A 24,861-nucleotide genomic window follows, 5' to 3' on the forward strand; every position below is an offset into this window, starting at 1 on the left:
GCGGAGGGGCCGGGCGGCCGGGTGTGCGGCGGGGCCGACGGGCCCGGGGTGTCCGGGCGGCGGGCGGTCGGGGGTGTCACGGGGTGTCCTTGCGGGCCAGGACTCGGTAGGCGTTTCCGCCGTCCGCGCGGCGGGCCTCTGCCGTGCGCAGGGCGTCCAGCACCGCCGCGCCGGCGAACAGCGGGAGCGCCGCCGCCCGTACGGCGCCGGCGAGGACACGGGCCCGGGCCGTGGCCGGGGGAGCCCACGGGCGGTCCGGATCCGGAGCCAGCCGGGACGCCGTCAGGGCCACCGCCCCGAAGAAGTCGTTGCCCTGGTGGGCCGGGCCGTGCTGCTCGGACAGCACGGTGAACCCCCGGTCGGCCAGCGCCTCCCGCAGGTTCGCGGCCGGGATCAGGTGCTGGTGCTGTGGCTGGAACCAGGGCAGCCACGCGGGCCCCAGCAGCCGGGCCATCCGCGACTGCGGGTCGGGGACCTCGATGGTCAGATGCCCGCCGGGGGCCAACACCGCCGTCGCCGCGTCCAGTTCGGCGAGCGGCTCCCGGGTGTGCTCCAGGTAGTGGTACATGCTCACCACCTCGTACTGGCCCGCGAGTTTCCCCGCGAACTCCGGGAACTGCCCCTGGAACCCGGTCTCCACCCACCCGCGCGCCTCCGCCTCGCGCACCCCGTCGCCCATGTCCAGGCCGTCGAAGCGGGTCTGCGGCCACACCGCGCGGGCGGCATTGCAGAAGTGGCCGTGCCCGGTGCCGACATCGAGCCAGGACGCCGGGGCGGCGGATCCGGTGTACGGCCGCAGCATCTCGGCCCGCCCCCGGTACGCCGCACCCAGCCGCCCGAAGACGGTGCCCGCACCCTCGCCGCCGCGGCCGTCGTAGAAGTCGCGGTAGTAGAACTCCAGCCCCTCCGGGGTGAGTCGGGGGTTCTGGAAGACGTGCGCGCACCGCCCGCAGCGCTCCAGGGTGAAACTCCCCGGCTTGCCCTGGAGCAGGTCCGGCACCGTGACCTGGACCGAGAGCTGCCCGGATCCGCACCACGGGCAGTCCGGTCGCCGCGCTTCGAGGAACCGGTCCGTGCCGTCGGCCAGTTCGGCCCGGTACGCGGCAGCGGTCCGCGCGGAGTCGGAGTCGGCGACGGTACGCGCCCGAGCAGCCGCCGCGAGCGTACGCAGCCCCGCGCCGAGCGAGCGCGCCGGCCGGGCCGCCGTGGCCCGGGCCAGATCAGCGGGCCGCAGCCGGGCCCCCGGCCCGCCGAGGGCCAGGTACGGCTGCAGCCAGTACAGCCCGGCCGCGGCCGCGCCCCACCCGCCCTGGCGTACGGCGGCACGCGCGAGCAGCGCCAGCCCCGCGAGCTGCGCCGCGGCCAGCGCCCCCGCGGGCAGGCCCTGGGCTCGCAGCTCGGCGACCCGCGCCGGGCCGCTCGCCCCGGCCGGCGCACCCGCGCTGAGCCCCGGGGCGATGACCAGCCCGGTCGAGTCCGCTGCGTACTCCTTCAAACGGCGGAGCAGCGCGAGGAGTTCCGCAGGCTCCGGGCGCGGCCCGTCCGTGACGCAGCCGGCCCGCGCGAGCACCTCCTCGGCGACGAGCACGGCGTACCCGGCCCCGCGCCCCCTGCCCAGCCGGTCCTCCCGGTAGCGCGCCGGGTCCACCAGCCGCAGCAGCCCCAGCGCCCGCTCGGCGGCCAGATCGCCCGGCAGCAGGTCCAGCACCCGCAGGCCCTCCCGCTCGGCGTACGCGCAGGCGGCCAGGAAGGTGGCGCCGTCCGCCTCGACCCCGCGTGCGCAGAGGAGCCGCCACCCGGCGGCCCGCGGCAGCCCGGTGGGAGTGGCCGGCGGGGCGGGCAGCACGGGCACCGCCCGCAGCCGCCGCCGCGCCCGCACGGTGCCCGCGCCGAGCGCGACGAGCGCCGCGGCACGGGCCCACGGCACCCGGGGGAGCGAGGCGGCAGAGGAGAGCGAAGGGAGGGAAGGAAGGGGGAGGAGCGGAGGGCGCGCGGACGGTGTCATATGAGCTTCTCCAACCGGTCGGCCGCGGCGGCGGCTCCGCCGGCCGCGGCGAAGGAGGCCTGGATCCGCCGGGCGGCCCGGCGGGGGCCGGGCTCGTCCAGCACGGCCGTGAGCGCGTCCCGCATTTCCTCGGCCCGGGTCCGGCCGAACCGCACCCGGACCCCGGCCCCCGCCTCCACCACCTGCCGGGCCACGATCGGCTGGTCGTCCCGGATCGGGGCGACCACCAGCGGCAGCCCGTGCGCGAGGGCCTCGCAGACGGTGTTGTGTCCGGCATGGCAGACCACCGCGTCCAGGTGCGGGAGCAGTGCCGGCTGCGGCACGCGCGCCAGGTGCAGCACGTTGCCGGGCGCGGGCCCGATCAGCTCGGCGGGTGCCACGAGTACCAACTGGACCTCGTCCACGAGTCGTTCGGCGGCGCCGAGCACCGCGCCGTAGAAACGGGCGCCGGCTTCCTGGTTGAGCGTTCCCAGGGACACGAGCACCCGCCGCCGCTCCGGATCCAGGGCCTGCCAGGGGAATCCGGGCCCCGTCGGACGGGCCCCGAAGGCCGGGCCCACGAAGGCGTAGTGGGAGGGGAAGTCCTCCGCCCTGCCCACGAGTTCGGGGGTGGAGAAGACCAGCACGAGCCGGTCGGAGAACCGTGGATCCCAGTCGGCGGCGGGCCCGCCGCCGCATTCGGCGAGGAGCCCGCCGATCTGCCCCGCCACCCAGTCCCCCACCTTCGGGAAGTCGGCGAAGGGCCGCGTCAGCTCGGCCGAGGTGCTGGCGGACGTCGCCCAGGGAATCGCGAGCCGCTGCGCGACCACCGGCCCCGCGAGTGCCTGCTGGTCGGCGACCACCAGGTCCGGCCCGAACGCTCGGGCCGCCTCCGCCACCCCCGGCACCATCGCCCGGGCCAGCGGGATCAGCGCCTCCTCCCACAGGAACCGCAGGGCCCCGACCCCGCGCAGGTCCCGCCACCGCGCGTGCAGGTCGGCGTAGCCGCCGCCGGCCCGCTCTCCTGACGGCAGGATCCGGGCGTACGGGGGCAGCAGCCGGGCCAGCGGGCCGGCCGGACCGGTCCAGGCGATCTCGTGCCCCCGGGAAGCCAGTTCGGCCCCGACGGCCACCGTCGGATTGACGTGCCCCGCCAGCGGCGGGACCACGAACAGCACCCTCATGGGACCAGCGCTCCCACCCGGGTCCCGGTCCGGCCGGGCGCCTGGTGCGCGGCCGTCGCCTCCAGGTGGGCCAGCACGGCCGCCCGTAGCGCCCCGCTGCTCTCCTTCAGTACGTCGTGACCCAGACCCGGAAGGATCTCCAACGAGGCGACACGCGCGGCGTATTCGGCCAACTCGCGTGCACCCGGTACGAGTTCGGAGTGCTCCCCGCAGACGATCAGCACCGGGCAGCGCAGCCGGGCGTAGTCCGCCGGGGTGAAGGTGCGGCTGGCGGCGATGTCGTCGATGAGCGTGGTGCGGTTGAGCAGCGCGTCGGCGATGGCCGTGAGGTGGGCGGCCTTGCGCAGCCGCAGGGTGAGCAGCTCGGCCGGGACCGGGCTGTCCTCCAGGCTGAGCGCGGCGGCCGACAGGGTGTCGACCATGTTCTCCACCCAGGCTCCGCTGAGCGGCGGTTCGAGGAGGGTGAGCCCGGCCACGAGGTCGGGCCGGGCCAGGGCCGCGTACAGGGCGAGGGTGCCGCCGTAGCTGTTGCCGACCAGGTGGAGTGGGCGGCCGCCCAGGCCGATGGAGCCCAGCACGGCGAGGAGGTCGCGTACGGCGGTGCGGCTGTCGTAGCCGGTGGCCGGGCGTTCGCTGCGGCCGTGGCCCCGCAGGTCGTAGAGGACGACCTCGTGCCCCGCGCGGGCCACCGGCAGGGCGAGGGGGCAGTAGAAGGAGGAGAGGTTGTCGACGACCAGCCCGTGCAGGAACACGACGACGGGGCGGTCCGGGCCGGCGGTGGCCGGGAGTTGCTGGACGTGGAAGCGGAGCGAGCCCGCGGAGACGAAGGCCATGGCGGGCTCAGCCGGCCAGGGCGGCGCTCGTCGCGGCCGGGTTCGTCGCGGCGGGGCTCGTCGGGCTCGTCGGGTCCGCAGCCGCACCGCGGGCCAGGGAGGCGTGGGTGATCCGGCCGATGTGCGTGACGAGTTCGCCGACCGACATGGCGAGGATGCCGTCCATGTCCTTCTCGGAGAGGAAGCCCATCAGGTCCACCCCGGCGCCGTAGCGGTGGTGGAGCAGCTCGGCGAGCGCGACGAACTCGATGCTCTCCAGGGCGAGATCCTCGTTGAACGTCGTCCTCATCGTCACCTCCTCCGCGAGGAGGAACTCGTCTCCGACGATCTCCACGAGCATGCCGGTGATCTCGGCGAGGATGTCAGTGGCCATGGCGGGTCTCCATGAAGGGGAAGGGGACGGGGGAGGGGGTCGGCGGGGGCGAATCCGGCAGGGCGGTCCAGGCGACGACGTGGCCGTCGGGCAACGCGGTGGTGCGGACGCGGTACGGGTGCCCGTCCGGGGACAGCACCCGCAGGCCGCCGGAGCCCGGGTCGTCGGCGACGTGCCAGTCGCGCGGCCGACCGCCGAGGCCGACGCCCTCGGCCTTGGCGGCGGCCTCCTTGGCGCACCAGAGCATGGTGAGCGCGGCGGGCAGCTCCGCGCCCTCCCGCTCCGACAGGGCCTCGGCGAGGCGCAGTTCGTCCGCGGTGAGGGCGATCCGCACCAGCGCGTCGGGGTCTGCGGTCACCGGCTCCACGTCGATGCCGACCGCGTGGTCGCGGTGCGCGAGGGCGACGGCGAGCCGGTCCTTGTGGGCGATCGACAGCCGCAGCCCGCGGGCGAGCGGGCCCCCGGCGACGGGCCGGCCGGCCGGGTCGTTGCCGATGGGCACCTCGGCCGGGAACACGGGACCCGTGCCGCCGTCCCACAGCAGCCGGCGCACCGCGTCCTTGGCGGCGATCCGGCCCAGCAGCCAGGGCGCCCGGGCGCGCGGGGACAGCCCCTCGTACGCCGCGCGTTCGGCGGCGCCGAGGTAGCGGCGCATCACCAGTTCCTGCGAGGCGGGGTCGGTCCACCGGCGCCGGGCCAGGCACCAGCCGGCCGGCTGGGGTTCGCCGATGCCGCAGACCTCCGGGGTGAACTTCATCGGCCAGACCCGCTCGTCGGCGCCGAACCGGCGGTACGTCCATCCGTCGATCCGGGCCCAGAGCCGGCCGGCGGCGTCGAGCAGGTCGAGATCGCCCCGCACGGTGGTGTCGCGGACCTCGCGGATCCGGGCGGTGGCCCCGACCAGGGAGTGCGGGGCGGGCGGCGCCCCGTAGAAGCGGATCCGGTCGACGGTGGCGGGGAACACGAGCCGGTCCACGGGCAGTCGGAGCTGCATCCAGTGCCCGAAGAGCTGCCCGGCGGCGTCGAGCAGCGCGCCGGGGTCGGGCAGCGCCCGCAGGACTCCGTGGATGCCGTCGGCGCCGACGGTCCGGACCTCGTGGACGCCGGCGAACCGGGGGCCGTGGAACATCCACCGGTCGCGGTACAGCGCCTCGGCGCTGACGGGGGCGGGGCGCGGGTCCCGGATCGGGGTGGTGTCCGGCGCGGGGGGCTCGCCGTAGCGCTCGCCGAGCAGGACGACGACGGTGGCGTACTCGCCCAGGACGACGCGGATCCGGCCGGGGCCGTCGGGGCGGGTGGTGACCTCGACGTCGACGGCGGGCTCGACGGGGAGCCAGCGCAGGGCCCGTACGTCGTCGTAGCCGAGCACGGCCGTGCCGGGCGGGGCGTCCCCGAGCGCGGCCTCGGAGGCGAGCTCCAGCATGGTCGTCATGGGCACGACCGGGAACCGGTCGGAATCCTCGGGCCATCCGTCGGGCTGGAGGTAGACGCAGTGGTCGCGGACGTACGGGAGCGTGCCGAGCGAGAGCCGCAGGATGCGGTTGCCGGTGGCTCCGCCGGGCCCGCCGGCCGGGGCGGAGGAGCGCGCGGCGGACCAGGCCTCGGTGAGCTGGGCTGCCGCCGAGCGGGTGTCCGCGAGGACTGCGTCCAGGGCGGACAGCAACACCGGCCGCCCGTACGCGGGCGCGGGGCCGGGCGCGGGGTCCGGCGCGGCCGCCGACAGCAGCCCGCCGAGCGCGACCCGCGCCGCCTCCCCCAGCCGAACCAACGGCGACCCGAGGTCCAACACCACGGCCGCCCCACCCAGCCCACCGCCGACACCCCCGCGGACACCGACCACCGCCCGCCCGGAGCCGGCCGAACTGCCCGCTCCGTCTCGGCCCGGGTCGGTCGGTCGGGGTGTGCCGGGTGCCGCGTCCCGGATCCGGGCGGGGGCCCCGGGGGTCAGGCGGGACCAACGGGGGGATCGGGACTCCGTCCAGAGGGCGGCGCAGGTGCGGCGCAGGGCCGCTAGGCCCTGGAGGCGGGGGGACGCGGTGGACACCGAGAGGTGGGGGCGCTCGCGCAGGGTGTCCTCGACGAAGCCCGGCAGGCTGCCCGGGCCCAGTGTCACGAAGGTCCGCACGCCCTCCTCCTCGTACAGCCGCAGCGTCAACTCCCGGAAGCGCACCGGCTCCAGCAGGTGCCGCTCCACCAACTCCCGTACCTCCTGCGGCCCGGACGGGAACGGCGCGCAGGTCGTCGCCGACCACACCGGGAGGGCGGAAGGCCGTAGCGGCAGCCGGGCGAAGGCGGCGCGGACCTGGCCCAGGTACGGCTCCCACATCGGCGTGTGGAAGCCCGAGCGGAAGGGGAGCTCCTGGCCCAGGACCCCTTCGCCGCGCAGCCGGTCCAGGACCTCGGACACCCCGGCGGGGATTCCGCAGACCACCGACTGGTGCGGGCAGTTGTCGTGGCTGACCACCACCCCGTCGACCCCGTGCAGCGCGGCCTCGGCGCGCCCCGCCCCGCAGCCGAGCGCCGCGTACACGAGATCGGGGACCTTGAGCGATCCCGGCCGCAGCGAGCCGAGGAAGGCGTCGGCGGCGTCCGGCGGGTACATCCCGCCCGCGACCATCGCCGCCCACTCACCCAGGCTGTGGCCCGCCAACACATCGGCCTCGATGCCGAGTTCCGGCAGGACCCGCGCGAAGAAGCGGCCCGTCGCGATGGCGTCCAGGGCGCGTTCCATCAGCTCCCCGCCCCGGCTCAGTGGTGGCTGCGCCAGCCCGAGCCGGTCCGCCACATCGGCGAGCACCGGCGCGAACTCCGGTTCCAGGCCCGGGAAGAGGAACGCGACCCGCCCGCCCAGCGGCTGCGGCGCGAACCACACGTCCCCGCGCCCGCGCCAGGCCCGGCCCCGCGCCACCACCTTCGCGGCCAGCGCGAGGCGCTGCGGGGTCGGCCCGACCACCGCGAGCCGGCACGGCCCGTCCCCGACGGAGGCCGGCCCGGCCCCGGCGACACCCGGCCCGGCCGCCGCCGCCGTTTCCGCCAGCAGCGCCGCCAGCTCCGCAGGGCCGTGCGCCGCGAGCAGGAGTACGTCGTCCCGCGCGGCCGGGTCGCCCGGCGCGGCGCCCGCCGGGCCCAGGGGCAGGAACCGCCGCACCGGGGCGGCCGTGGCCGCGGAGCCCGGCGCCTCCTCCAGCACCACGTGCGCGTTGATCCCGCCGAACCCGAACGCGTTGACCCCCGCCCGGCGCGGCGCCGGGCCGCGCTCCCAGGGCTCCGCCGCCGTCACCGGCCGCATCCGCGTCCGGGCCAGGTCCGCATGCGGCTCCTCCAGGTGCAGCGTCGGCGGCAGGACCCCCTCGTGGACCGCGAGCACGGCCTTGATCAGCCCGGCCATCCCGGAGGCCTGCATGGTGTGCCCGACCATCGACTTCACGGAGCCGAACCCGATGCCCGGTCCGGATCCGTCCGCGGGCCCGAACACCTGCGCCAGCGTGTCGAGTTCGGCCGCGTCACCCACCGGCGTGCCCGTGCCGTGCGCCTCCAGCAGGCCCAGCGCGCCGGCCGCCCGGGGATCCAGTCCGGCCTCCCGCCAGGCCCGCTCCAGGGCCCGTACCTGGCCTGCGACCAGCGGGCTCATCAGGCTGGCCGCCCGGCCGTCCCCGGCCACGCCGGTGCCCCGGACGACGGCGTAGATCCGGTCGCCGTCCCGCTCCGCGTCCGCCAGCCGCTTCAGCAGCACCACCCCCGTGCCCTCCGACAGCAAGGTGCCGTCGGCCCGCCGGTCGAAGGGCCGGATCCGCTCGCTCGGACTGAGCGCCCGCAACTGCGTGAACACGCTCCACAGCGTGGCGATGTGGCAGTGGTGCACCGCCCCCGCCACCACCGCGTCGCAGCGCCCGCCCGCCAGCAGCCCCACCGCCTGGTCCACGGCCAGCAGCGAGGAGGCGCAGGCCGCGTCCAGGGTGTAGGCGGGGCCGCGGAAGTCCAGCCTGTTCGCCGTCCGGGCGGCCGTGAAGCTCGGCACCAGGCCGATCGAGGCGTCGGGGCGCTCGGGCCCCAGCGCGTCCTGGAAGGCCGAGCGCACCGCCGCGATCCGCCGCTCGCCCAGCTCCGGGGCGAGTTCGCGCAAGGTCTGCGCCAACTGGTGTGCCGTACGCACCCGTTGGTCGAGTCGGGCAGTGGCCACGCCCATGAACCCGCCGCGCCCCAGCACCACCCCGATCCGGGAGCGGTCGGCCGGCAGCCGCTCCTCGCCGCCCGCGTCGGCGATGGCCTCCGCGGTCGCGTGCAGGGCCAGCATCTGGTCCGGCTCGGCGCCCTCCACGGCGGCCGGCATGATCCCGAACCGGGTCGGGTCGAAGGCCGCCAGGCCGTCGACGAAACCCCCGCGCCGGCAGTAGAACCGGTCGCCTGCCGCCGGACCCGTGGCGCCGGCCGGGTCGTAGTACACCTCCGGGTCCCAACGCCCGGGCGGGACCTCGCCGATGCAGTCCGTACCGGCGAGGAGGTTGCGGCGGTACGCCGCCAGGTCACCGGCACCGGGGAACACCGCCCCCATCCCGACGACGGCCGCGTCGGTGGGCCGCGGGCCGCGCTGTCGTCGCTCACTCATGGCCGCCGCCCTCCTGCGCCATCAGGACCACCTGTACGTCGGACCCGTGCGCGAGTTCGGCCAGGAGCGCCGCGGTGCCCGCTTCGGGGGCGATGAGCGGGATGCCGCGCCGCACGTACGCCCGCTCCAGCTCGGGGGTGACCATCCCGCCCGCCTCGGCCGCCCAGGGACCCCAGTCGACGCTGAGCACCCGGCCGGGGAACGTCCCGGCCCAGGCCAGGGCGAGCGTGTCGAGCGCGTCGTTGGCGGCGGCGTAGTCCGTCTGACCGCGGTTCCCGTACACGCCCGCGACGCTGCCGAACAGGACGAGGAACCGCGGTGCGGGGGTGTCGCCGTGCTCGGCCGCCGCGGCCGCGAGGTGCCGGGCGCCGGCCACCTTGGTGGTGAACACCTCGGCGAACGCCGCCGGTTGCTTGTCGCACAGCAGCCCGTCGCGCAGTGTGCCCGCACCGTGCACGATGCCGTCCAGGCGGCCGTGCCGGGCCCGTACGTCGGCCACGACACCCCGTACGGCCCGCTCGTCGGTGACGTCCGCGCAGTGGTAGCGCACCGAGGCCGCCACCTCGCGGAGGGCGGCCAGGTTGGCCCGTACCTCGCGCTCGGCGAGGATCCGCGAAGCCGCGGCCTCGATCTCCGCGGGGGTCCGCAGGCCCGCGCCGATCAGGGCCGCGCGCAGGGCGACCCGGTCGTGGGCGTGCCCGAGCTCCTCGGCCTCGGCAGCCGGTTCTGGCGTGCGTCCGATCAGCTCGACGTGGCATCCGGTGGCGGCGGCCAGGGCGAGCGCGCCGCGGGCGGTGATCCCGCGGGCGCCGCCGGTGAGCAGCACCACGGAGCCGGGCTCCAGGAGCCGGGCCGGGGCGGCGGACTCCGCGGCGGACTCCGCCTCGGGCAGCGGAGCGGGCACCGCGCGGCGGCACACCCGTACCCCCTCGGCGGTGTAGGCGACGGAGGCGGGCCCGTCGGCCGCCCCGGCCAGCTCTGCGAGGAGCTGCGCGGCGACCTGCTCGGGGGCTTCCTTGGGGTGCACGCCCACGGCGCGGACCAGCGTGCCGGGGAACTCGACGGCGGCGCTGCGGGCGAAGCCGTGCAGGCCGGCGCCGGCACTGCCGGGCGCGGTCACGAGGAGCAGCCGGCCCACCCCGCCGGTCAGGGCGCGCTGGAGCGCGGCGAACGCCCCGGGCAGCACGGGCTCGGCCCCCGGCTCGGCCCGCAGCGCGGAGAGGTCGACGACCCCGTGGAACCCGGGCCCGGCCTCCGCCAGGAGGTCCACCTCGGCCCCGTGCTCCCGCAGGGCCGCACCCAGGGCCGCGGCCAGGCCCTGCCCGTCCTCGACCACCCCGATCCGCAGCCCCCGCAGCGCTTCCATGTCCCCGCCGGCGTCCCCGACGGCCACCGTGTCCACCCGCAGCCGCGCAACCGCCGCCCCCACCGGCACCCCGGCCCCGGCCCGAGGCTCGGGCTGTGTGCCGGCGGCTTGTTCGGGGGGCGTGGTACGGGCGGCGATCCAGTCGACGATGCCGCGCAGGGTCTTGATCCGGGACAGCTCCTCGACCGCGGACTCGGCAGAGCCGCCGGGGTCCTGGGGGAGGCCGATGCGGTCGGCGAGGGCGCCGATGATCTCGACCCGCTTGATGGAGTCGATGGACAGGTCCGCCTCCAGATCGAGCTCGGGACCGAGCATGTCCCGCGGATACCCGGTCCGGGTGTGGACGATCTCCAGCACCGCGTCCATGACCTCCGTGGGAGTCAGGGCCGCTGCGCCGGAGCCTGCCGGATGCGGTTCGTCGGCCGGAGCCGGATCCGGAGCCGGAGCCGAGCTGTCGGCAGCGCCGCGCGCGGGGTGGCCGTTTACCGCCGCCGCCCACCGCGCGTCCGTCACAGAGGCAGCCGTCGGTGCCGCCGTGGTTCCCAAATATCCCAGCAGCACGTCCCGTTGCGCCTCGACCAGCTCGCGCGTCCCGCGCAGGTACTCCAGCAGGGCCTCCTCGCGGCGGTCCGCCGAGGGCGCGGGCGCGGGCGAGGACGCGGCCGTCGGTGCCGCCGCCGGCGCCACGCGACGGGCGGGTTGCAGCCCGCCCGCGACCGGGGCGCCGTCCGCGGTGCGGACCAGATGGCCGTCCACCAGCCAGCCCGGGCGGCGCGGAGCCCGCTCGGGCAGCGGGGCGCACCGGCCCCGGAACAACGGCTCGGGGTCCACCGGGACGCCCGCCGCCGCCAGTTCCGCCAGCGCCGTGACCAGCCGGCGCAGCCCGGGCTCGCCCGGCACGTCCAGCGGCACCACCGTGTGCGGGCGCCCGCCGAGGATGCGTCCCACCAGCCCGGACAGGACCCGCCCGGGGCCCGCTTCCACGAAGGTCCGTACTCCGGAGGCGTACATGGCCTCCACCTGTTCCACGAAGCGGACCGGCGAGGCCACCTGCCGCGCCAGGAGGTCCCGTACCGCACCGGGCTCGGCCGGGTACGGCTCCGCCGTGGTGTTCGACCACACAGGGACGGCAGCGGGGGACAGGTCCGTACCGGCCAGCTCGGCGGCCAGCTCCCCGGCCGCCGCGGCCACCACCCCGCTGTGGAACGCGCAGGCCACCGGGAGGAGTTCGCCCGACAGGCCGGCCCCGCGCAGCGCGTCCACCGCCGCCGAGACCGCTGCCGTGGGTCCCGAGATCACGCACTGCCGTGGTGCGTTGTGGTTCGCCACCACGCACCCGGCCCGCGCCGCGAGCTCGCGCACCTCCTCCGGCGCGGCCGCCACCGCGGCCATCGCTCCCGGATCGTCCCCGGCGGCCGCGAGGATCGCCTCGGCCCGCCGCCCGCTGAGGCGCAGCAGGCCCGCCGTGTCGTACACCCCGGCCGCCCACAGCGCGGTCAGCTCCCCGTACGAGTGCCCCGCCACGCAGTCCGGCCGTACGCCGAGCCCCCCGAGGAGCCGGTACGCCGCGACCCCCGCCAGCCCGAGCGCGGGCTGCGCCACCCGGGTGTCGGTGACCGCGGCCCGCTGCTCCGCCCGGGCCCCGGCGGTGAACACGGCCGGGGGGAACACCGCCGAGACGACCGCATCCGGGGCCTCGTCGAGCTGTGCGCGCAGCGCCGGGAAGGCGGCGTACAACTCGGCCAGCATGCCTACGCGTTGGCTGCCCTGCCCCGGGAACAGGAACGCCACCCGGCCCGGATCCGCCGCCTCCTCCCGTACGTGGACCCCCGGGCCCGAGGTGAATGCCCGGGCCCGCTCCAGCCGGTCCGCCAGCTCGTCCAGGTCGGCGGCGACGACCGCGACCCGGATCGTGTCCCGTCCGGCACCCTGCCCCGCGCCCTGCCCCACGCCCTGCCCGGCACCCCGGGCCGGGCCCGCAGCCAGGGAATTCTCGGCCGCGAGGTCGCGCAGCGCCCAGGGCCGCCCGGCCGCGTCGTTCTCCTCCAGCCGCGCCGCCAGCCGCGCCATCGCCCGACCCGCCGCGCGCCGGTCCTCGCCGCGGAAGCAGAACAGCTCGGCCGGCCACTCCTCGTGGCCGTGCGCCGGCTCGGCCGCGCCGGAGTAACCGGCGAGCACCGCGTGGTAGTTGGTGCCCCCGAAGCCGAAGGCGCTCACACCGGCGATCCGCCGCTCCACCGGCGCCGCCCAGGGCCGGGCCTCGGTGTCGAAGAAGAAGGGGCTCCGCTCCGCGTCCCACGCCGGGTTCGGCGCGGTGAGGTGCAGCGTCGGCGGCCGCACGCCCGCGTGCACCGCCCGGGCCGCCTTGATCAGCCCGGCCAGGCCCGCCGCGCACTTGGTGTGTCCGAGCTGGGACTTCACCGAGCCCAGGGCGCACGAGCCGGGCGCGGCGCCCGAGGAGGCGAACAGGTCGCTCAGCACGGCCAGTTCCGTGCTGTCCCCGACCACCGTGCCGGTGCCGTGCGCCTCCACCAGGCCCACCTCGGCCGGCGTGATCCCGGCCCGCGCGTAGGCCCGCTCCAGTGCCCGCCGCTGGCCCTCCGGCCGGGGCGCGGTCAGGCCGAGGGAGCGGCCGTCGCTGGCCGCCCCGACCGCCTTGACCACCGCGTACACGCGGTCGCCGTCGCGCTCCGCGTCCGCGAGCCGCTTGAGCACCAGCGCGCCGACGCCCTCACCGAGGGCTATCCCGTCGGCGGCCGCGTCGAACGGCCGGCAGCGACCGGTAGGCGACAGGGCCCGTACGGAGGCGAACATCAGGTAGTCGTTGATGCCGTTGTGCACGTCCGCGCCCCCGCACAGCACCATGTCGCTGTCCCCGTCGCGCAGTTGGCGGCAGGCGAGGTCAAGGGCGGCGAGCGAGGAGGCGCAGGCCGCGTCCACCGTGCAGTTCGCGCCGCCGAGGTCCAGGCGGTTGGCGACGCGGCCGGCGATCACGTTGGCCAGGACGCCGGGGAAGGAGTCCTCGGTCAGCCGGGGCAGTTGACCGTCCAACTCCGGCGGCAGATCGCCCAGGTAGGCGGGGTGCAGCGCGCGCAGACCGTACGCACCCGCCAGCTCGGTGCCGGCCTCCGCGCCGAACACCACCGAGGTCCGCGAGCGGTCGAAGGCGCGCTCCTTGCCGTATCCGGCGTCCGCGAGGGCGCGCGTCGAGATCTCCAGCGCCAGCAGCTGCACCGGTTCGATTCCGGCCAACGAGGCCGGCGGGATGCCGTGCGCGAGGGCGTCGAAGGGCACCGGGTCCAGGAAGCCGCCCCAGCGGGACGGGGTGCGCTCGCCGGCCCGCCCCGGGTCGGCGTCGTAGTAGAGCGCCGGGTCCCAGCGCTCGACCGGGACCTCGGTCACCGCGTCCTTCCCGCCCAGGACGGCCGCCCAGTAGGCGGCGAGGTCGGGTGCCCCGGGGTAGGCGCAGGCCATCCCCACGATGGCGATGTCGAGCGGTTCGGCCGGCTCCGGCCGTGCGGCGGCCGCGAAGTCCCGGGCCCGCCGCTCCAGCAGCGCGGTGGCGCCTTCGGTGACCTCGCCGTGCAGTGTGGCGATCGTCGTCGTTGCGGACCGCAGTGTCGCGGCCTGCCCGAGCATGAACAGCCCGTCGTGGTACTGCTGTTCCTCCCCGACCGGTTCGAGTCCGGCCGAACCCCGGCGCAGCCCCTTGCTCGCGATCCGCAGCCGGCCCAGGTTCAACCGCTCCAACTCCTCCCACACCGCGCGCGCCTCGGTCCCGTCCTGCGTGAGCCGCCGCCGGGCCGCCTCGAAGGTCTCGGCGTACGGGGTGGCCGCGCAGCGCGTGGCGTGTCCGGGCGCGGTGTGCAGCAGCACGGTGTCCGCGCACTCCACCGCCGCCCGCTGGAAGACCGGCAGTACCGCGCCCGCCGTCACGGCCTCCTCGGTGAACAGGTACGCGGTCCCCATCAGCACCCCGATCCGTGCTCCCCGCTCGGCCAGCGGAGCCGCGGCCGCCACCGCCATCGCGGCGGACCGGGCATCGTGGACACCGCCCGCGAACAGCACGTCGAGCGCGGCCGGTTCGGGGCAGGAGAGCAGCAGCTCGATCTGCTCCTCCCACAGCGGGAACGAGGCCCGCGGCCCGACATGGCCCCCGCACTCCAGCCCCTCGAACACGAACCGCCGTGCACCTTCGGCGAGATACCGCTCCAGCAGCCCCGGGGAGGGCACGTGCAGGTGCGTCAAGATCCCGGCCGCCTCCAGGGGGGCCGCCTGCGCGGGGGTGCCGCCGGCGATGATCGCGTACGGCGGGCGTGCCTCGGCGACGGCCGCGAGCTGCTCCCGGCGCAGCTCGGGCGGGGCGAAGCCGAGCAGGCCGACGCCCCAGGGGCGGTCCCCCAGCCGGCGGGCCGTCTCGGCGAGCAGCCGGCGTACGTCGGGGCCCTCCATCACCGCGAGGGCCAGGTACGGGACCCCGCCTTCGGTGGCCACCGCCTCGGCGAAGGCCGCCTGGTCGCTCACCCGGGTCATGGGGCCCTGCGCGACGGGTCGCGGCCGCAGCAGGGGCCGGGCCGCTGCGGCTGCCGCCAAGTGCCCCGCCACGGCGGCCCGTACGGCCTGAAGGACGCCTCCCGCGGTGCGGTGGCGGGCCGCGAGCCGGGCCGCCGAGGCGCCGTCCTGCCCGACGGGCAGCAGCTGCGCGCGCAGGTCCCGGGCTCCGAGCAGCTCGGCCGCCGCCCCTTCGGGCCGGGGCAGGTCCGGCCGGGCGAACACCCGGCGGCCGTCGACCAGTCGGGTCTCGGAGCCGTCCATGGACCGTAGAGCGGCGGCCACTTCGGCCGGTAGCGGGGCCGCCCCCTCCGTGGTCAGGGCCAGTTGTACGTCGAGCAGCACGCCAGCGGCTCCGCCCGCGACGGCCGCGGCCGCCGTGTGCGGTCCGATGCCGCCGTACGCGAGGACGGGCACCCCGGGGCCGGGACCGGCCAGCAGTTGCTGGAGCAATACGAAGGTGGTGGCCGACCCGACCCGGCCGGCCGCTTCGTGGCCCTTGGCGACGACGGCCGCGACCCCGGCGGCCACCGCGGTCCGCGCCTCCGCCGGGCTCACCGCCTCGGCCCACACCCGGCGCAGGCCGCCCGCGGCCCACCCGGCCACCCGCTCGGGGGTGTGGTCCGCCGGGTCGGCGAGGAGCACCGTGTCCACCGCGGCCGGCAGTTCGCCGGGCCCCAGCGGGCACCCGGCGGGCACCCGCACCCCGTACCGGCTCCCGCGGCCCCCGATCCGTCGGTCCAGCTCGGCGAAGGCCGCCCGCGCGGCGTCGGGGTCCCGCCCGAGATCGAGCAGCCCGAGCGCCCCGGCCCGTTCGGCGGCAGAGGCGATCCCGGGGTTCGGCTCCTCGAAGGGGGTGACCGCGACGACGAGGTCGCGGGTGGTGGCGGACGGCGGCGACGGCTCGGACGGCGGGGAGGACTCGGACAGCGGGGACGGCTCGGGCTGGGGGGTCACGGGCGCTCCTCATCGAGTGCTGTGTCACATTTCGCAGGGCCGGACGCGGTGGTACGCCCCCGGGAGTGCCGGGGTCCGAGCGACGAAGGACGGGTGCATCGGGCTGCGCGGTGCGACGCGACGCGAACCGTCGCGGCGCGGCACACGGATCGGCCGGGCGATCCGCCACGGGGGACGGCGGTCTTGAACGTTGGTCAACTTCCCCGATGCCGGGTTGCATCGTGCGGTGGTCGCCGCGCACTGTCAACGGGCATACGGAGTACGTTGCTTCGGATCCCCGGCACCCGCGGCGCGCCCCGAACACGCCCCGGGCGGACCGGAATCCACCCCTCGCCGACCCGGTGGCCTGCGCGTTCCCCGCCCGGGCGGCGGTACCCCGGCCCGCGGGACGGCGTACCGCCGGGCCCGAGGTCATGCCGCACCGGTCTGTCTTGTCGCCGTTCCGGCATGAAAGCCTTTGGTGAGGCGGACATTTGTTCACCCGTCGGCCCTTACAGGTACAGCATCGCGCGGTTACCGTCCGGTCATGACCCCCACCCTCGCGCAGCTTCGCTACCTGGTCGCCGTCGCGGACTGCCGCTCCATCACCGGCGCGGCCGCCTCGGTCTTCGTTGCCCAGTCCGCCCTGTCCCGGGCCGTCCAGGCCATGGAACGCGACCTCGGCGTCGAACTCCTCGCCCGGCGGGGAAGGGGGGTGGACCTCACGCCGGAAGGGGCCCGGGTCGTCCGGCTGGCGCGGACCGTCCTCAACGCCGTGGAGGCGATCGACGACATCGGGACCCCGCACGGCAACGTGACCCGGGACGTCCTCACCCTCGTCACCACCCCCACCCTGGCCCTCGACCTGGCCACCGACCTGGTGACGGGCTTCACCGAACGCCACCCCGGCGTCGACGTGCGACTCCAGCAGCACGACAGCCGGGAGGTCCTGGTCCAGGAACTGACCGAAGGCAGGGCCGAGCTGGCTCTCGTCGACCTGCCCGTCGACAGCGGTCTGTCCACCCACCACATCCAGGAGCGCGAGGTGGTGCTGATCTCGCCGATCGGCTCGCGGCTGCCCGACCCGGTGCCGTTCCGGACGCTCGACGGGCTGCCCATGGTGCTGCCCTGCCCGGGGACCGGCCGGCGTACCGAGATGGAGGCCATGTTCAGCTGCCTGGGCGTGCGCCCCGTTCCGAGCCTGGAGGTGGACGAGCGCCTCGCCTGGGTGACGGGCGTGACCGACGGCCGCGGCTCCCTCATCTGGTACCGGGACGTCGTGACCAGGGCCTTCGGCAGTCGGGCGGAGATCCGCTCCTTCACCCCGCCCCTGCTGCGCCCGGTGGGCATCGCGCATGCCCGGCGGCCGCTGGGCCGGGCGGCGCGCGCGTTCATCGCGCACGCCCGGCACAACACGCCCATCCGGGAGCCCGCGCCCTGACCGGCCCGGCGGACGGCGGCCCGGCCGACCGGAAGGGCTCGGGCGACCCGTCAGGCATGCCCGCACGGCATTGAACGATGCTCAAACGGGCTGCCGTTGACGCTGGCGCCACTGACTGACGGCCCATCACATTGTGCGCATGTCCCGACACCTCACACCCCCACGGGCCGCCGCCGTCATCGCGACCGCGGCGCTCGCCACCCTCCTGCCGGCGGCCGCCTGGATGACCAGCGCCACCGCCTCCTCAGCCGCACCCGTGACCGCGGCCGCGGCCGCCGACGCCCTGGCGCCCGAGAAGAAGTGCACCCTCCCCGGCGGTCTGGCGGAACAGAGCGGTCTCGCCATGAGCCGCAAGCACCCCGGTGTCTTCTACGCCGTCAACGACAGCGGCAACACCAACCAGGTCTTCGCCATCGACTGCAACGGCGTCACGGGGCAGCTCAAGGCCACCTTCACCGTCTCCGGCGTGGGCAACACCGACTGGGAGGGCCTCGCCCTCGGCAAGGACGCGGCCGGCGGCCCGGTGATCCTGGTCGGCGACATCGGGGACAACTTCGCCAACCGCGCCGAGATCACCGTGCACAGCTTCCCCGAACCCGACCAGCTCGCCAACGCCGCTGTCACCCCGGTCACCTACCGCTTCGCCTACGCCGACGGCAAGCACGACGCCGAGTCCCTGCTCGCCGACCCCGTCACGGGTCAGCTCTACGTCGCCAGCAAACTGATCGGCGCCGCGGGCCAGTTGTACAAGGCTCCGCTGCCGCCGGTCGCCGGCCAGCTGGGCACCCTCACCGCGGTCCGGCCGGGACCGGTCTTCGCCACCGACGGCGCGTTCTCGCCGTCGGGTGCCTCGTACACCCTGCGCAGCGGCGGGCCGCTCGGCGCGAACACGGCCTCCGTGTACAGCGCCGCCGGGACCAAGCTCGCGGACGTGGCCCTGCCCGCGCAGTCCCAGGGCGAGACGGTGACGTACGCCGACTGCACGAACCTGCTGGTCGGCTCGGAGAACGACACCCAGATCTGGCGGGTCCCGCTGCCGCCCGAGGCCACCCCCGGATGCGGCACCACACCTACGCCCACACCTACCCCTACCCCTACCCCTACCCCGACTCCGACGCCCACACCCACTCCGACGCCCACCCCGACCCCGACTCCCGGTGACCTGAAGATCACCAACCCCGGCCCCCAGACCTGCAAGTTCAACCAGACCTGCACCATCCAACTCACCACCACCGGCGGCAAACCCCCCGCCCGCTACACCGCCACCGGACTCCCCTTCGGCCTCACCCTCGACACCAACACCGGCCGCATCACCGGCAAACCCTGGGCCATCGGAACCGTCCAGATCACCGCCACCGCAACCGACACCACCCCCACCACCGCAACCACCACCTTCCCCCTCACCCTCAACTGGTTCTGACCCACCGACGGGCGCCCACGGGCGCTCAGGAGCAGGGACCTAGCGCAGTGGCACCGGGGTGTCCGCCCCGCCCGCCGGCGGCGAGATCTCCGTACTCAGCCAGCCCAGCGCGTCCGGGTACATCCCGGTCCAGGTCTGGAAGTTGTGGCCGCCCTGAGGTCGCACCAGGGTCTTGACCCGTACCCCGCTGCCCTCCGCGGCCTTGACGAAGGCGGCCAGCTGATCGGGAGGGCTGTCCTTGTCCTGCGCCGACGTGGCCAGGAACAGCCCGACGTCCGCCTTCTTGACGTGCTGGACCAGCCACATCGGGCTGTTGCGCTCACGCAGGACCGGGTCGGCCAGCACCCCCGGATCCCCGGTCAGGGGGTCCGGGTCCAGGGCCACGCCCGCCCGGAAGGCCTTCGGGTACTGGAGCGGCAGCTTGGCCGCGCAGAAGGCCCCGGTCGAGACGCCCATCAGCCCCCAGCCCTTGGGCTCCGGGAGGGTCCGGAAGTTCTTGGCGACCAGATCCGGCACGTCCTCCGCCAGCCAGCTGGCCAGCTTGCGCTGCGGGGTGTTCGTGCAGTCGGTGTTCACCCCGCCCGGGTAGAGCTCCGGGATCACCAGGATGAACGGGTGCGCCGCGCCCACCTGGACGAGTTGGTCCAGCGCGCCCGGCATGTTGCCGAGGTCGATCCAGGTCCGCGGCGAGCCCGGGTAGCCGTGCAGCAGCATCAGTACGGGGAACCGGGTCTTCTCCGCCCCGGGCGCGCTGTACTCCGGGGGAGTCCATACGGTGACCTGCCCGGCGAGCTTCGAGTGGGAGCCGCGGAAGTAGGTGACCTGGGTGCCGTCGCTGCCCTGGGTGAACTTGGCCCTGCCCAGCGGCGGCCCCGTCATCACGGAGGCGTCCTCGCCGGTGGGGGTGCCCAGCAGGTCGTCCCACGAGGAGTACAGCCCGTAGCTCCCGTTGATCCACGTGGCCACCACGCAGATGGCGGTGAGCTGACACAGGCCGATCATCACGAGCCGCGCGGGCCAGCGCAGCCAGCCCGGCCCGGGGATCCGGTTCCACAGCAGCAGTGCGGCGAGCATGGCGAGCACGGTGACGACGATCAGCGTGACGAGGAACGACGTACTGGTCAGCTCCACTGCGCACCGGCTCCTGACGTCCGGGACGGCGACATACGAGTGATGTCCGGACAACCCGTTTAATGTACGGCGCTCGCGCCCCCCGGGTGGAGGGCCATCCGGGTGGCATGGCCGCGCTCCCGGGGTAGGTTCAAAGGTGAGGGCAGTGGCGCTGCCCGGAGGACGCCGGGCGCGCTGGTGTCCTGTGCGACGTGATCAACAGACCCATGGAGGACGCCCTGCTTCGCCGGATCAACCACGGGGCGTACCAGGTCAAGCTGCTGGTCGACCCGTGCCACGTACTCGACGCCGACGGCGCTCCGCTCGACGGGCCCGTCGCCACGCTCTCGCTCGGCGCCGCCGGCAGCTTCGAGGTCGCTCAATACCTGGACGACGCCGAGCGGAGCCTCAGTGGACAGGGCTGGATCGTCCGGATGCGGCGCCACGACGACGAGGGCCGCATCCGCCTCGCGTACAAGGCCCGCTTCGGCATCGACGGCGACGGCACCGACCCGGCGGCCCTGAGGCGCGCGCTCGAACGGGCGGGCCGGGACGGCTTCGGCGCCGACGGGTGCTTCCGCGCCGCCCGGATCAACCTCAGCCATACGCGCGCCACCCTCGACTTCTGCGCGAAACGGCGCGCCCCGGCCCCCCACCTCGGGCCGGGCGAGCTTCCCGGCCCCGAGGCCTCCCGCGCCCTCGCCCTGGAGCGGCTGCCCGACGGGCTGTGGCAGCGGGCGCAGTCCGCGGCGGCCGGCTCCCTGATCCACGGCCCCGTGCGGCAGACCAACCACCCGGGCCGGGTGCTCGACCGCGCGATCGAGTTGCAGGTGTCCCGGCTGCGCACCGGGAGCCACGGGGAGCGGTCCTGGTTCGCGGAGATCACCGCCAAGGCGGGCACCTTCCCCGAAGCCCTGGAGCTCCGCTCCCACCTGATGGGCATGCTCCGGGCGGAGGGCTGGCTGCTGGAGCGGGACGCCTTCAAGACCGACCTCATCCTCGCCCACCACCGGATACACGGAGGCGGCCGCTGATGGCCGCGCCTCCCGGCCGAGCGGACCCCGGCCGAGCGGACCCCGGCCCGGCAGCCCCCGGCCCGGCGGACCCCAGCCGCGCCGACCCCGGACGAGCGGGCCCAACCCGCGCGGATCCCACCCGCGCCGACCCCGGCCGAATACGTGTGGCCCACCTGGCCGACCTGCACATCGGCTCCTTCCTCCACGGGCTGGAGGACTACGCCGGCGCACCGGAGATAGACCCGCACGCGGCCCCGTACGAGGCGCTGCGCGCGGCCGCGGACCGGATCCTCGCGGGCGGCTACGACGCGGTGCTCGTCGCCGGGGACGTGTTCGACCGCCGCCACTCGGACGGCCACGCGTTGGCCGCGTTCCAGGAGATCCTCGGGGCCTTCCACGAATCGGGTCTGCCGACCGTGGTCGTCTCCGGCAACCACGACGCCGAGACTCCGCTGCCGCGCAAGCTGCTGCTGCCGCCCTCGGTCCGCTGGCCGGCGGCCGACGCGCCGGAGACGGTCGTCTGGCCGGACCTCGGGATCGCGGTCCACGGCCAGTCGGTGGGGGACCCCGACGAGACGCGCGACCTCGCGGCCGGCTATCCCCGGCGGATCCCGGGGACCGTGAACATCGGCCTCCTGCACACCAGCCTGCACGGCGCCTGGAGCCGTCGGATCTGCGCGCCGACCAGCGTGCGCACGCTGGCGGGCGCCGGGTACGACTACTGGGCCCTGGGCCACGTCCACCACCGGCTGGTCCCCGCCGTCGGCCTGGACGCGGCGTACGCGGGCAACACCCACGGCCGCGGCCCCGCCGAGGCGGGCGGCCGCGGCTTCGCGGAACTGGTGATCGAGGAGGGCGGCCGGATCGAGGTACGGGAGGTGAACACCGCGCCGGTGCGCTACGAGACCCTCCACCTGCCCCACGGCGCGGTCACCGAGGCCGCCATCCGCGCACAGTTCGCCGCCGTGGCCCCGCCGGACCCCTCGGGGGCGGTGGTCTGGACGGTGCACGGCCCCACCGACCCGGACCTCCTGCACCTCGCCCGGGAGCTGGCCGGCCCCCAGTCCATGATCTGCGCCGGACCCGGCACCGGACCGACCCCGGGCAGCCGCCACTGAGCAACCGCGGGAAGACCCGGCTACCGGTTCACGCCACGCGCACCGGGACCGAGTGCCACCCGGTCGCCCCGTCGGGGACCGTCCCGGTGCGTTCCCCCGTCTGGACCGCGCCCCCGCGGTCCGTCGCACGGACCTCCAAGGTGTGCCGGCCGGCAGTCGCCTCCCACCGCCACACCCACTGGCGCCAGGTGTCGTCGCCGTCCGCGTCCCCCAGCCGGGCCTCCTGCCACGGGCCGCCGTCCACCCGTACCTCGACCCGGGAGATGCCCCGGTGCTGCGCCCATGCCACCCCGGCCACCGCCACCGGCCCGGCCGTCAGGTCCGCGGAGGGCCGCGGAGTGTCGATGCGCGACTGGGTCTTGACCGGTGCCTGCGCGGCCCAGGACCGGCGCACCCAGTAGGCGTCGTACGCGTCGAAGGTCGTCAGCCGGAGCTCGCGCAGCCACTTGCAGGCCGACACGTACCCGTACAGGCCCGGTACGACCATCCGCACGGGGAATCCGTGCGCGAAGGGGAGCGGTTCGCCGTTCATCCCGACGGCCAGCAGCGCCTCCCGGCCGTCCATCACGGCCTCGACGGGAGTGCCCAGGGTCATCCCGTCCACCGAACGCGCCACCAGTTGGTCGGCCGGACCCCCTTGGGACGGCGGCCGCACTCCGGCCTCGCGGAGCAGGTCGGCGAGGCGCACCCCGAGCCAGCGGGCGTTGCCCGCGTACGGGCCGCCGACCTCGTTGGACACGCACGTCAGGGTGATGTCGTGCTCGACCAGCGGGCGGGCGAGCAGCTCCCGCAGGTCCAGGGTGAGGGGCCTCGCGACTCCGTCCCCGTGAATCCTCAGCCGCCAGGTGTCCGCGTCCACGCGCGGCACGACCAGGGCGGTGTCCACGCGGTAGAAGTCCCGGTTGGGGGTGAGGAACCGGGAGACCCCCGGCACCCGCAGATCGGCCCCGGCCGGTACCGGCGGTGCGGGCACCGCAGGCGGCGGCAGGACGAAGCCCGCCCTGGAGGCCGTCGCCCCCGCCGAGCCGAAGGCGCCCAGGCGGCGCCCGGCGAATCCGGCCCCGGCCGAGGCCGCGAGGACGGCGGCGACCAGCCGGCCGAAGCCGCGCCGGTCCATCGCCCAGGCGCCGCCGGCCGGGGAGTGTTCCGGCCGGGGCCGGCTCAGCGCCATGACCAGCAGGTACAGCACTGCGGCCGCGGCCACCCCGCCAGCCAGCGACGGCAGTGCGTCCCGCCAGGTCGCTTCCGGGCGGCTGACCGCGGCCACCGCGCCCACGACCCCGAAGCCCCCGGCGAGCGCCGTGGCCGCGGGGAGGCGGCGTACGGCGAGCAGGCCGGCCAGTACGGCGACCGCGCCCAGCACCACGACGATGCCGAGGGTCAGCACCAGCTTGTCGGCGGTGCCGAACTGGCGGATCGCCCACTCCTTGACCGCCACCGGCGTACGGTCCACCACGGCTCCGCCGACGGCGGTGAGCGGGGCGGCCTCGGGCCGGACGGCCGCCGCGGCCAGCTCCGCCAGCGCCAGTCCCGCGAGGGCGGCGACCAGCCCGCTGACGGCGCCGGGCAGGCGGCCCTGGCGGTCCGCCGGGGGTGCGGGTTGCGCGTTCACAGGGCCAGTGTCACCCCGAACCGCGGCCCCCGTCAGTGCACGGCCCCCGTCAGTGCACGGGCGCCGGCGGCACCCAGCGTCCGGTCCGCGGCGGCTTCACCCCGTACTCGGTCTTCAGCTCTGCGGGGATGGCGTGGTGCATCACCCGGCCCCGGGTCAGCGCGGACAGTTCGAAGCCGGCGAGCAGTGAGCCCGCCTTGTCGAGCGCCCACTCCGCGAAGGGGCTGCTGTCCTCGACGGTCTCCAGCAGACCGAGGAACACGGGCACGGCCTTCGCCGCGGTGTCCCAGGGGCTGCGGGGGATCTCCAGCCAGTCGGCGATGGTGTCGCCGACGAGGTGGCGGACGGTGGCGGGCACCATCGGGTCGAAGAGCGTGCCCGGCACGACGTCCTCGTACATCCGCATCAGCTGGGCGTTGAGCTTGACCCCCTCGGGGGAGGGGCCGAGGTTGCGCAGCAGGTAGAGGTCGCAGTAGTCGCGGGCCTCGGTCAGGTTCTCCGGTACGGCCGACATGTCACAGCCCAGCATGGAGCCGACGACCCGCCACGCGTAGAAGTAGGCATCGGCGCCGTCCTCGCTCATGTGGATGCCGAGCCGGTGCATGGCGTCCAGGACGAGCAGCGAGAAGCAGATCTGACCCCCGATCATGTCCTCCTGGCAGATCGGCAGTCCGTCCTTCTCGATGTCCCAGTGGCCGCCCTCGCGCAGGTGGTGGCGGACCGCCGCGTGCAGGAGCCGCACCTTCTGCGCGGCGGGGATGAACTTGCTGCCCTCGGCGAAGGAGTTGGTCTGCATCAGGTACGTGACGAACTGGCCGGTGTTGGCCATGCGCCGCGAGGGGTACGAGAGCGAGTGCGTCGAGGAGAGCAGCCGCGAGAGCCGGGGAATGGCGTAGGTCGCGGGCATCGCGGAGAAGGACAGGCCGGTGTTGATGTGGGCCGCGTTGTCCATGAAGAACAGCCGGGCCTGCTCCATGACGTCCCAGTCCACCCAGCTCGGCGGCATGGCGGTGGCCTCGAAGTAGGCGGCCGCCGCGGCCGGGAGCTTCTCGGGGAGCTTGTCCCCGGCGGTGCTGAAGAACCGCATCAGGGTGTTGAGGTCGCCCACTTCCTTGCGGCGGAACATCGTCGCGACGGTCTCGTCGGCGAGCGGATCGCCCTGGGTGCGCAGCGCGTCGAGGGCTGCGTGGGTGTAACGGGTCTTCGGGGGAGCGGTGTTGGTGGCGTTGGCGTTCACGTCAGTCCTCGTCGTTCAGGGTGCTCGAAGTCTTAAGCCGAAGGGCTGTTGGTGAGGTCGGCGCGGGCGGCGGC

At 75.7% G+C, this 24,861-nt stretch carries 13 protein-coding genes; 4 read left to right on the forward strand and 9 right to left on the reverse strand.

Annotated elements, in window-relative coordinates; genetic code table 11:
* Positions 1 to 76: 76 nt before the first annotated feature.
* The 6 genes from ACZ7GJ_RS23355 to ACZ7GJ_RS23380 all read right to left on the reverse strand — a co-directional run bounded on the left by ACZ7GJ_RS23355 (position 77) and on the right by ACZ7GJ_RS23380 (position 15,854).
* Positions 77 to 1,927: a methyltransferase domain-containing protein gene (locus ACZ7GJ_RS23355; RefSeq protein ID WP_470754359.1), complete on the reverse strand. Its 1,851-nt coding sequence runs from the start codon at positions 1,925 to 1,927 to the stop codon at positions 77 to 79.
* A gap of 74 nt (positions 1,928 to 2,001) precedes the next feature.
* Complete coding sequence (locus ACZ7GJ_RS23360; RefSeq protein WP_470754360.1) at positions 2,002 to 3,168, reverse strand: glycosyltransferase; 1,167 nt, start codon at positions 3,166 to 3,168, stop codon at positions 2,002 to 2,004.
* Positions 3,165 to 4,001 carry an alpha/beta fold hydrolase gene (locus ACZ7GJ_RS23365; protein WP_470754362.1) on the reverse strand — a complete coding sequence of 279 codons (837 nt, stop codon included), beginning with the start codon at positions 3,999 to 4,001 and terminating at the stop codon, positions 3,165 to 3,167. The genes ACZ7GJ_RS23360 and ACZ7GJ_RS23365 overlap by 4 nt, the downstream gene beginning before the upstream one ends.
* Before the next feature lie 7 nt (positions 4,002 to 4,008).
* Positions 4,009 to 4,374: an acyl carrier protein gene (locus tag ACZ7GJ_RS23370; RefSeq protein ID WP_470754363.1), complete on the reverse strand. Its 366-nt coding sequence runs from the start codon at positions 4,372 to 4,374 to the stop codon at positions 4,009 to 4,011.
* Entirely contained in the window at positions 4,364 to 8,980 is a 4,617-nt protein-coding gene (locus ACZ7GJ_RS23375; protein ID WP_470754365.1) for a beta-ketoacyl synthase N-terminal-like domain-containing protein, read from the reverse strand. Before ACZ7GJ_RS23375 ends, ACZ7GJ_RS23370 begins: the two co-directional genes overlap by 11 nt.
* On the reverse strand, positions 8,973 to 15,854 hold the full coding sequence (locus ACZ7GJ_RS23380) for an SDR family NAD(P)-dependent oxidoreductase (protein WP_470754367.1): 6,882 nt from the start codon (positions 15,852 to 15,854) through the stop codon (positions 8,973 to 8,975). The genes ACZ7GJ_RS23375 and ACZ7GJ_RS23380 overlap by 8 nt, the downstream gene beginning before the upstream one ends.
* Positions 15,855 to 16,380: 526 nt before the next feature.
* Here ACZ7GJ_RS23380 and ACZ7GJ_RS23385 point away from each other — a divergent pair.
* Both ACZ7GJ_RS23385 and ACZ7GJ_RS23390 read left to right on the forward strand, forming a co-directional pair.
* Positions 16,381 to 17,274 carry a LysR family transcriptional regulator gene (locus ACZ7GJ_RS23385; RefSeq protein ID WP_470754369.1) on the forward strand — a complete coding sequence of 298 codons (894 nt, stop codon included), beginning with the start codon at positions 16,381 to 16,383 and terminating at the stop codon, positions 17,272 to 17,274.
* A 139-nt stretch (positions 17,275 to 17,413) separates the two neighbouring features.
* On the forward strand, positions 17,414 to 18,694 hold the full coding sequence (locus ACZ7GJ_RS23390) for a putative Ig domain-containing protein (protein ID WP_470754371.1): 1,281 nt from the start codon (positions 17,414 to 17,416) through the stop codon (positions 18,692 to 18,694).
* A 39-nt stretch (positions 18,695 to 18,733) separates the two neighbouring features.
* Here ACZ7GJ_RS23390 and ACZ7GJ_RS23395 read toward each other — a convergent pair whose 3' ends face one another.
* Positions 18,734 to 19,825 carry an alpha/beta hydrolase gene (locus ACZ7GJ_RS23395; protein WP_470754372.1) on the reverse strand — a complete coding sequence of 364 codons (1,092 nt, stop codon included), beginning with the start codon at positions 19,823 to 19,825 and terminating at the stop codon, positions 18,734 to 18,736.
* A 191-nt stretch (positions 19,826 to 20,016) separates the two neighbouring features.
* Between ACZ7GJ_RS23395 and ACZ7GJ_RS23400 the strand changes: the two genes are divergently transcribed.
* A complete protein-coding gene (locus ACZ7GJ_RS23400; RefSeq protein ID WP_470754374.1) occupies positions 20,017 to 20,838 on the forward strand; it encodes a CYTH domain-containing protein in 822 nt (273 codons plus the stop codon).
* Positions 20,839 to 20,984: 146 nt separating this feature from the next.
* A complete protein-coding gene (locus ACZ7GJ_RS23405) occupies positions 20,985 to 21,938 on the forward strand; it encodes a metallophosphoesterase family protein (protein ID WP_470754375.1) in 954 nt (317 codons plus the stop codon).
* A gap of 28 nt (positions 21,939 to 21,966) precedes the next feature.
* Here ACZ7GJ_RS23405 and ACZ7GJ_RS23410 read toward each other — a convergent pair whose 3' ends face one another.
* Positions 21,967 to 23,550, reverse strand: a complete 1,584-nt coding sequence (locus tag ACZ7GJ_RS23410) for a molybdopterin-dependent oxidoreductase (RefSeq protein WP_470754376.1) — start codon at positions 23,548 to 23,550, stop codon at positions 21,967 to 21,969.
* A gap of 49 nt (positions 23,551 to 23,599) precedes the next feature.
* Positions 23,600 to 24,787 carry an oxygenase MpaB family protein gene (locus tag ACZ7GJ_RS23415; RefSeq protein WP_470754377.1) on the reverse strand — a complete coding sequence of 396 codons (1,188 nt, stop codon included), beginning with the start codon at positions 24,785 to 24,787 and terminating at the stop codon, positions 23,600 to 23,602.
* Positions 24,788 to 24,861: the final 74 nt, after the last annotated feature.

It is taken from the genome of Streptomyces sp. NPDC037242 (assembly GCF_055604165.1).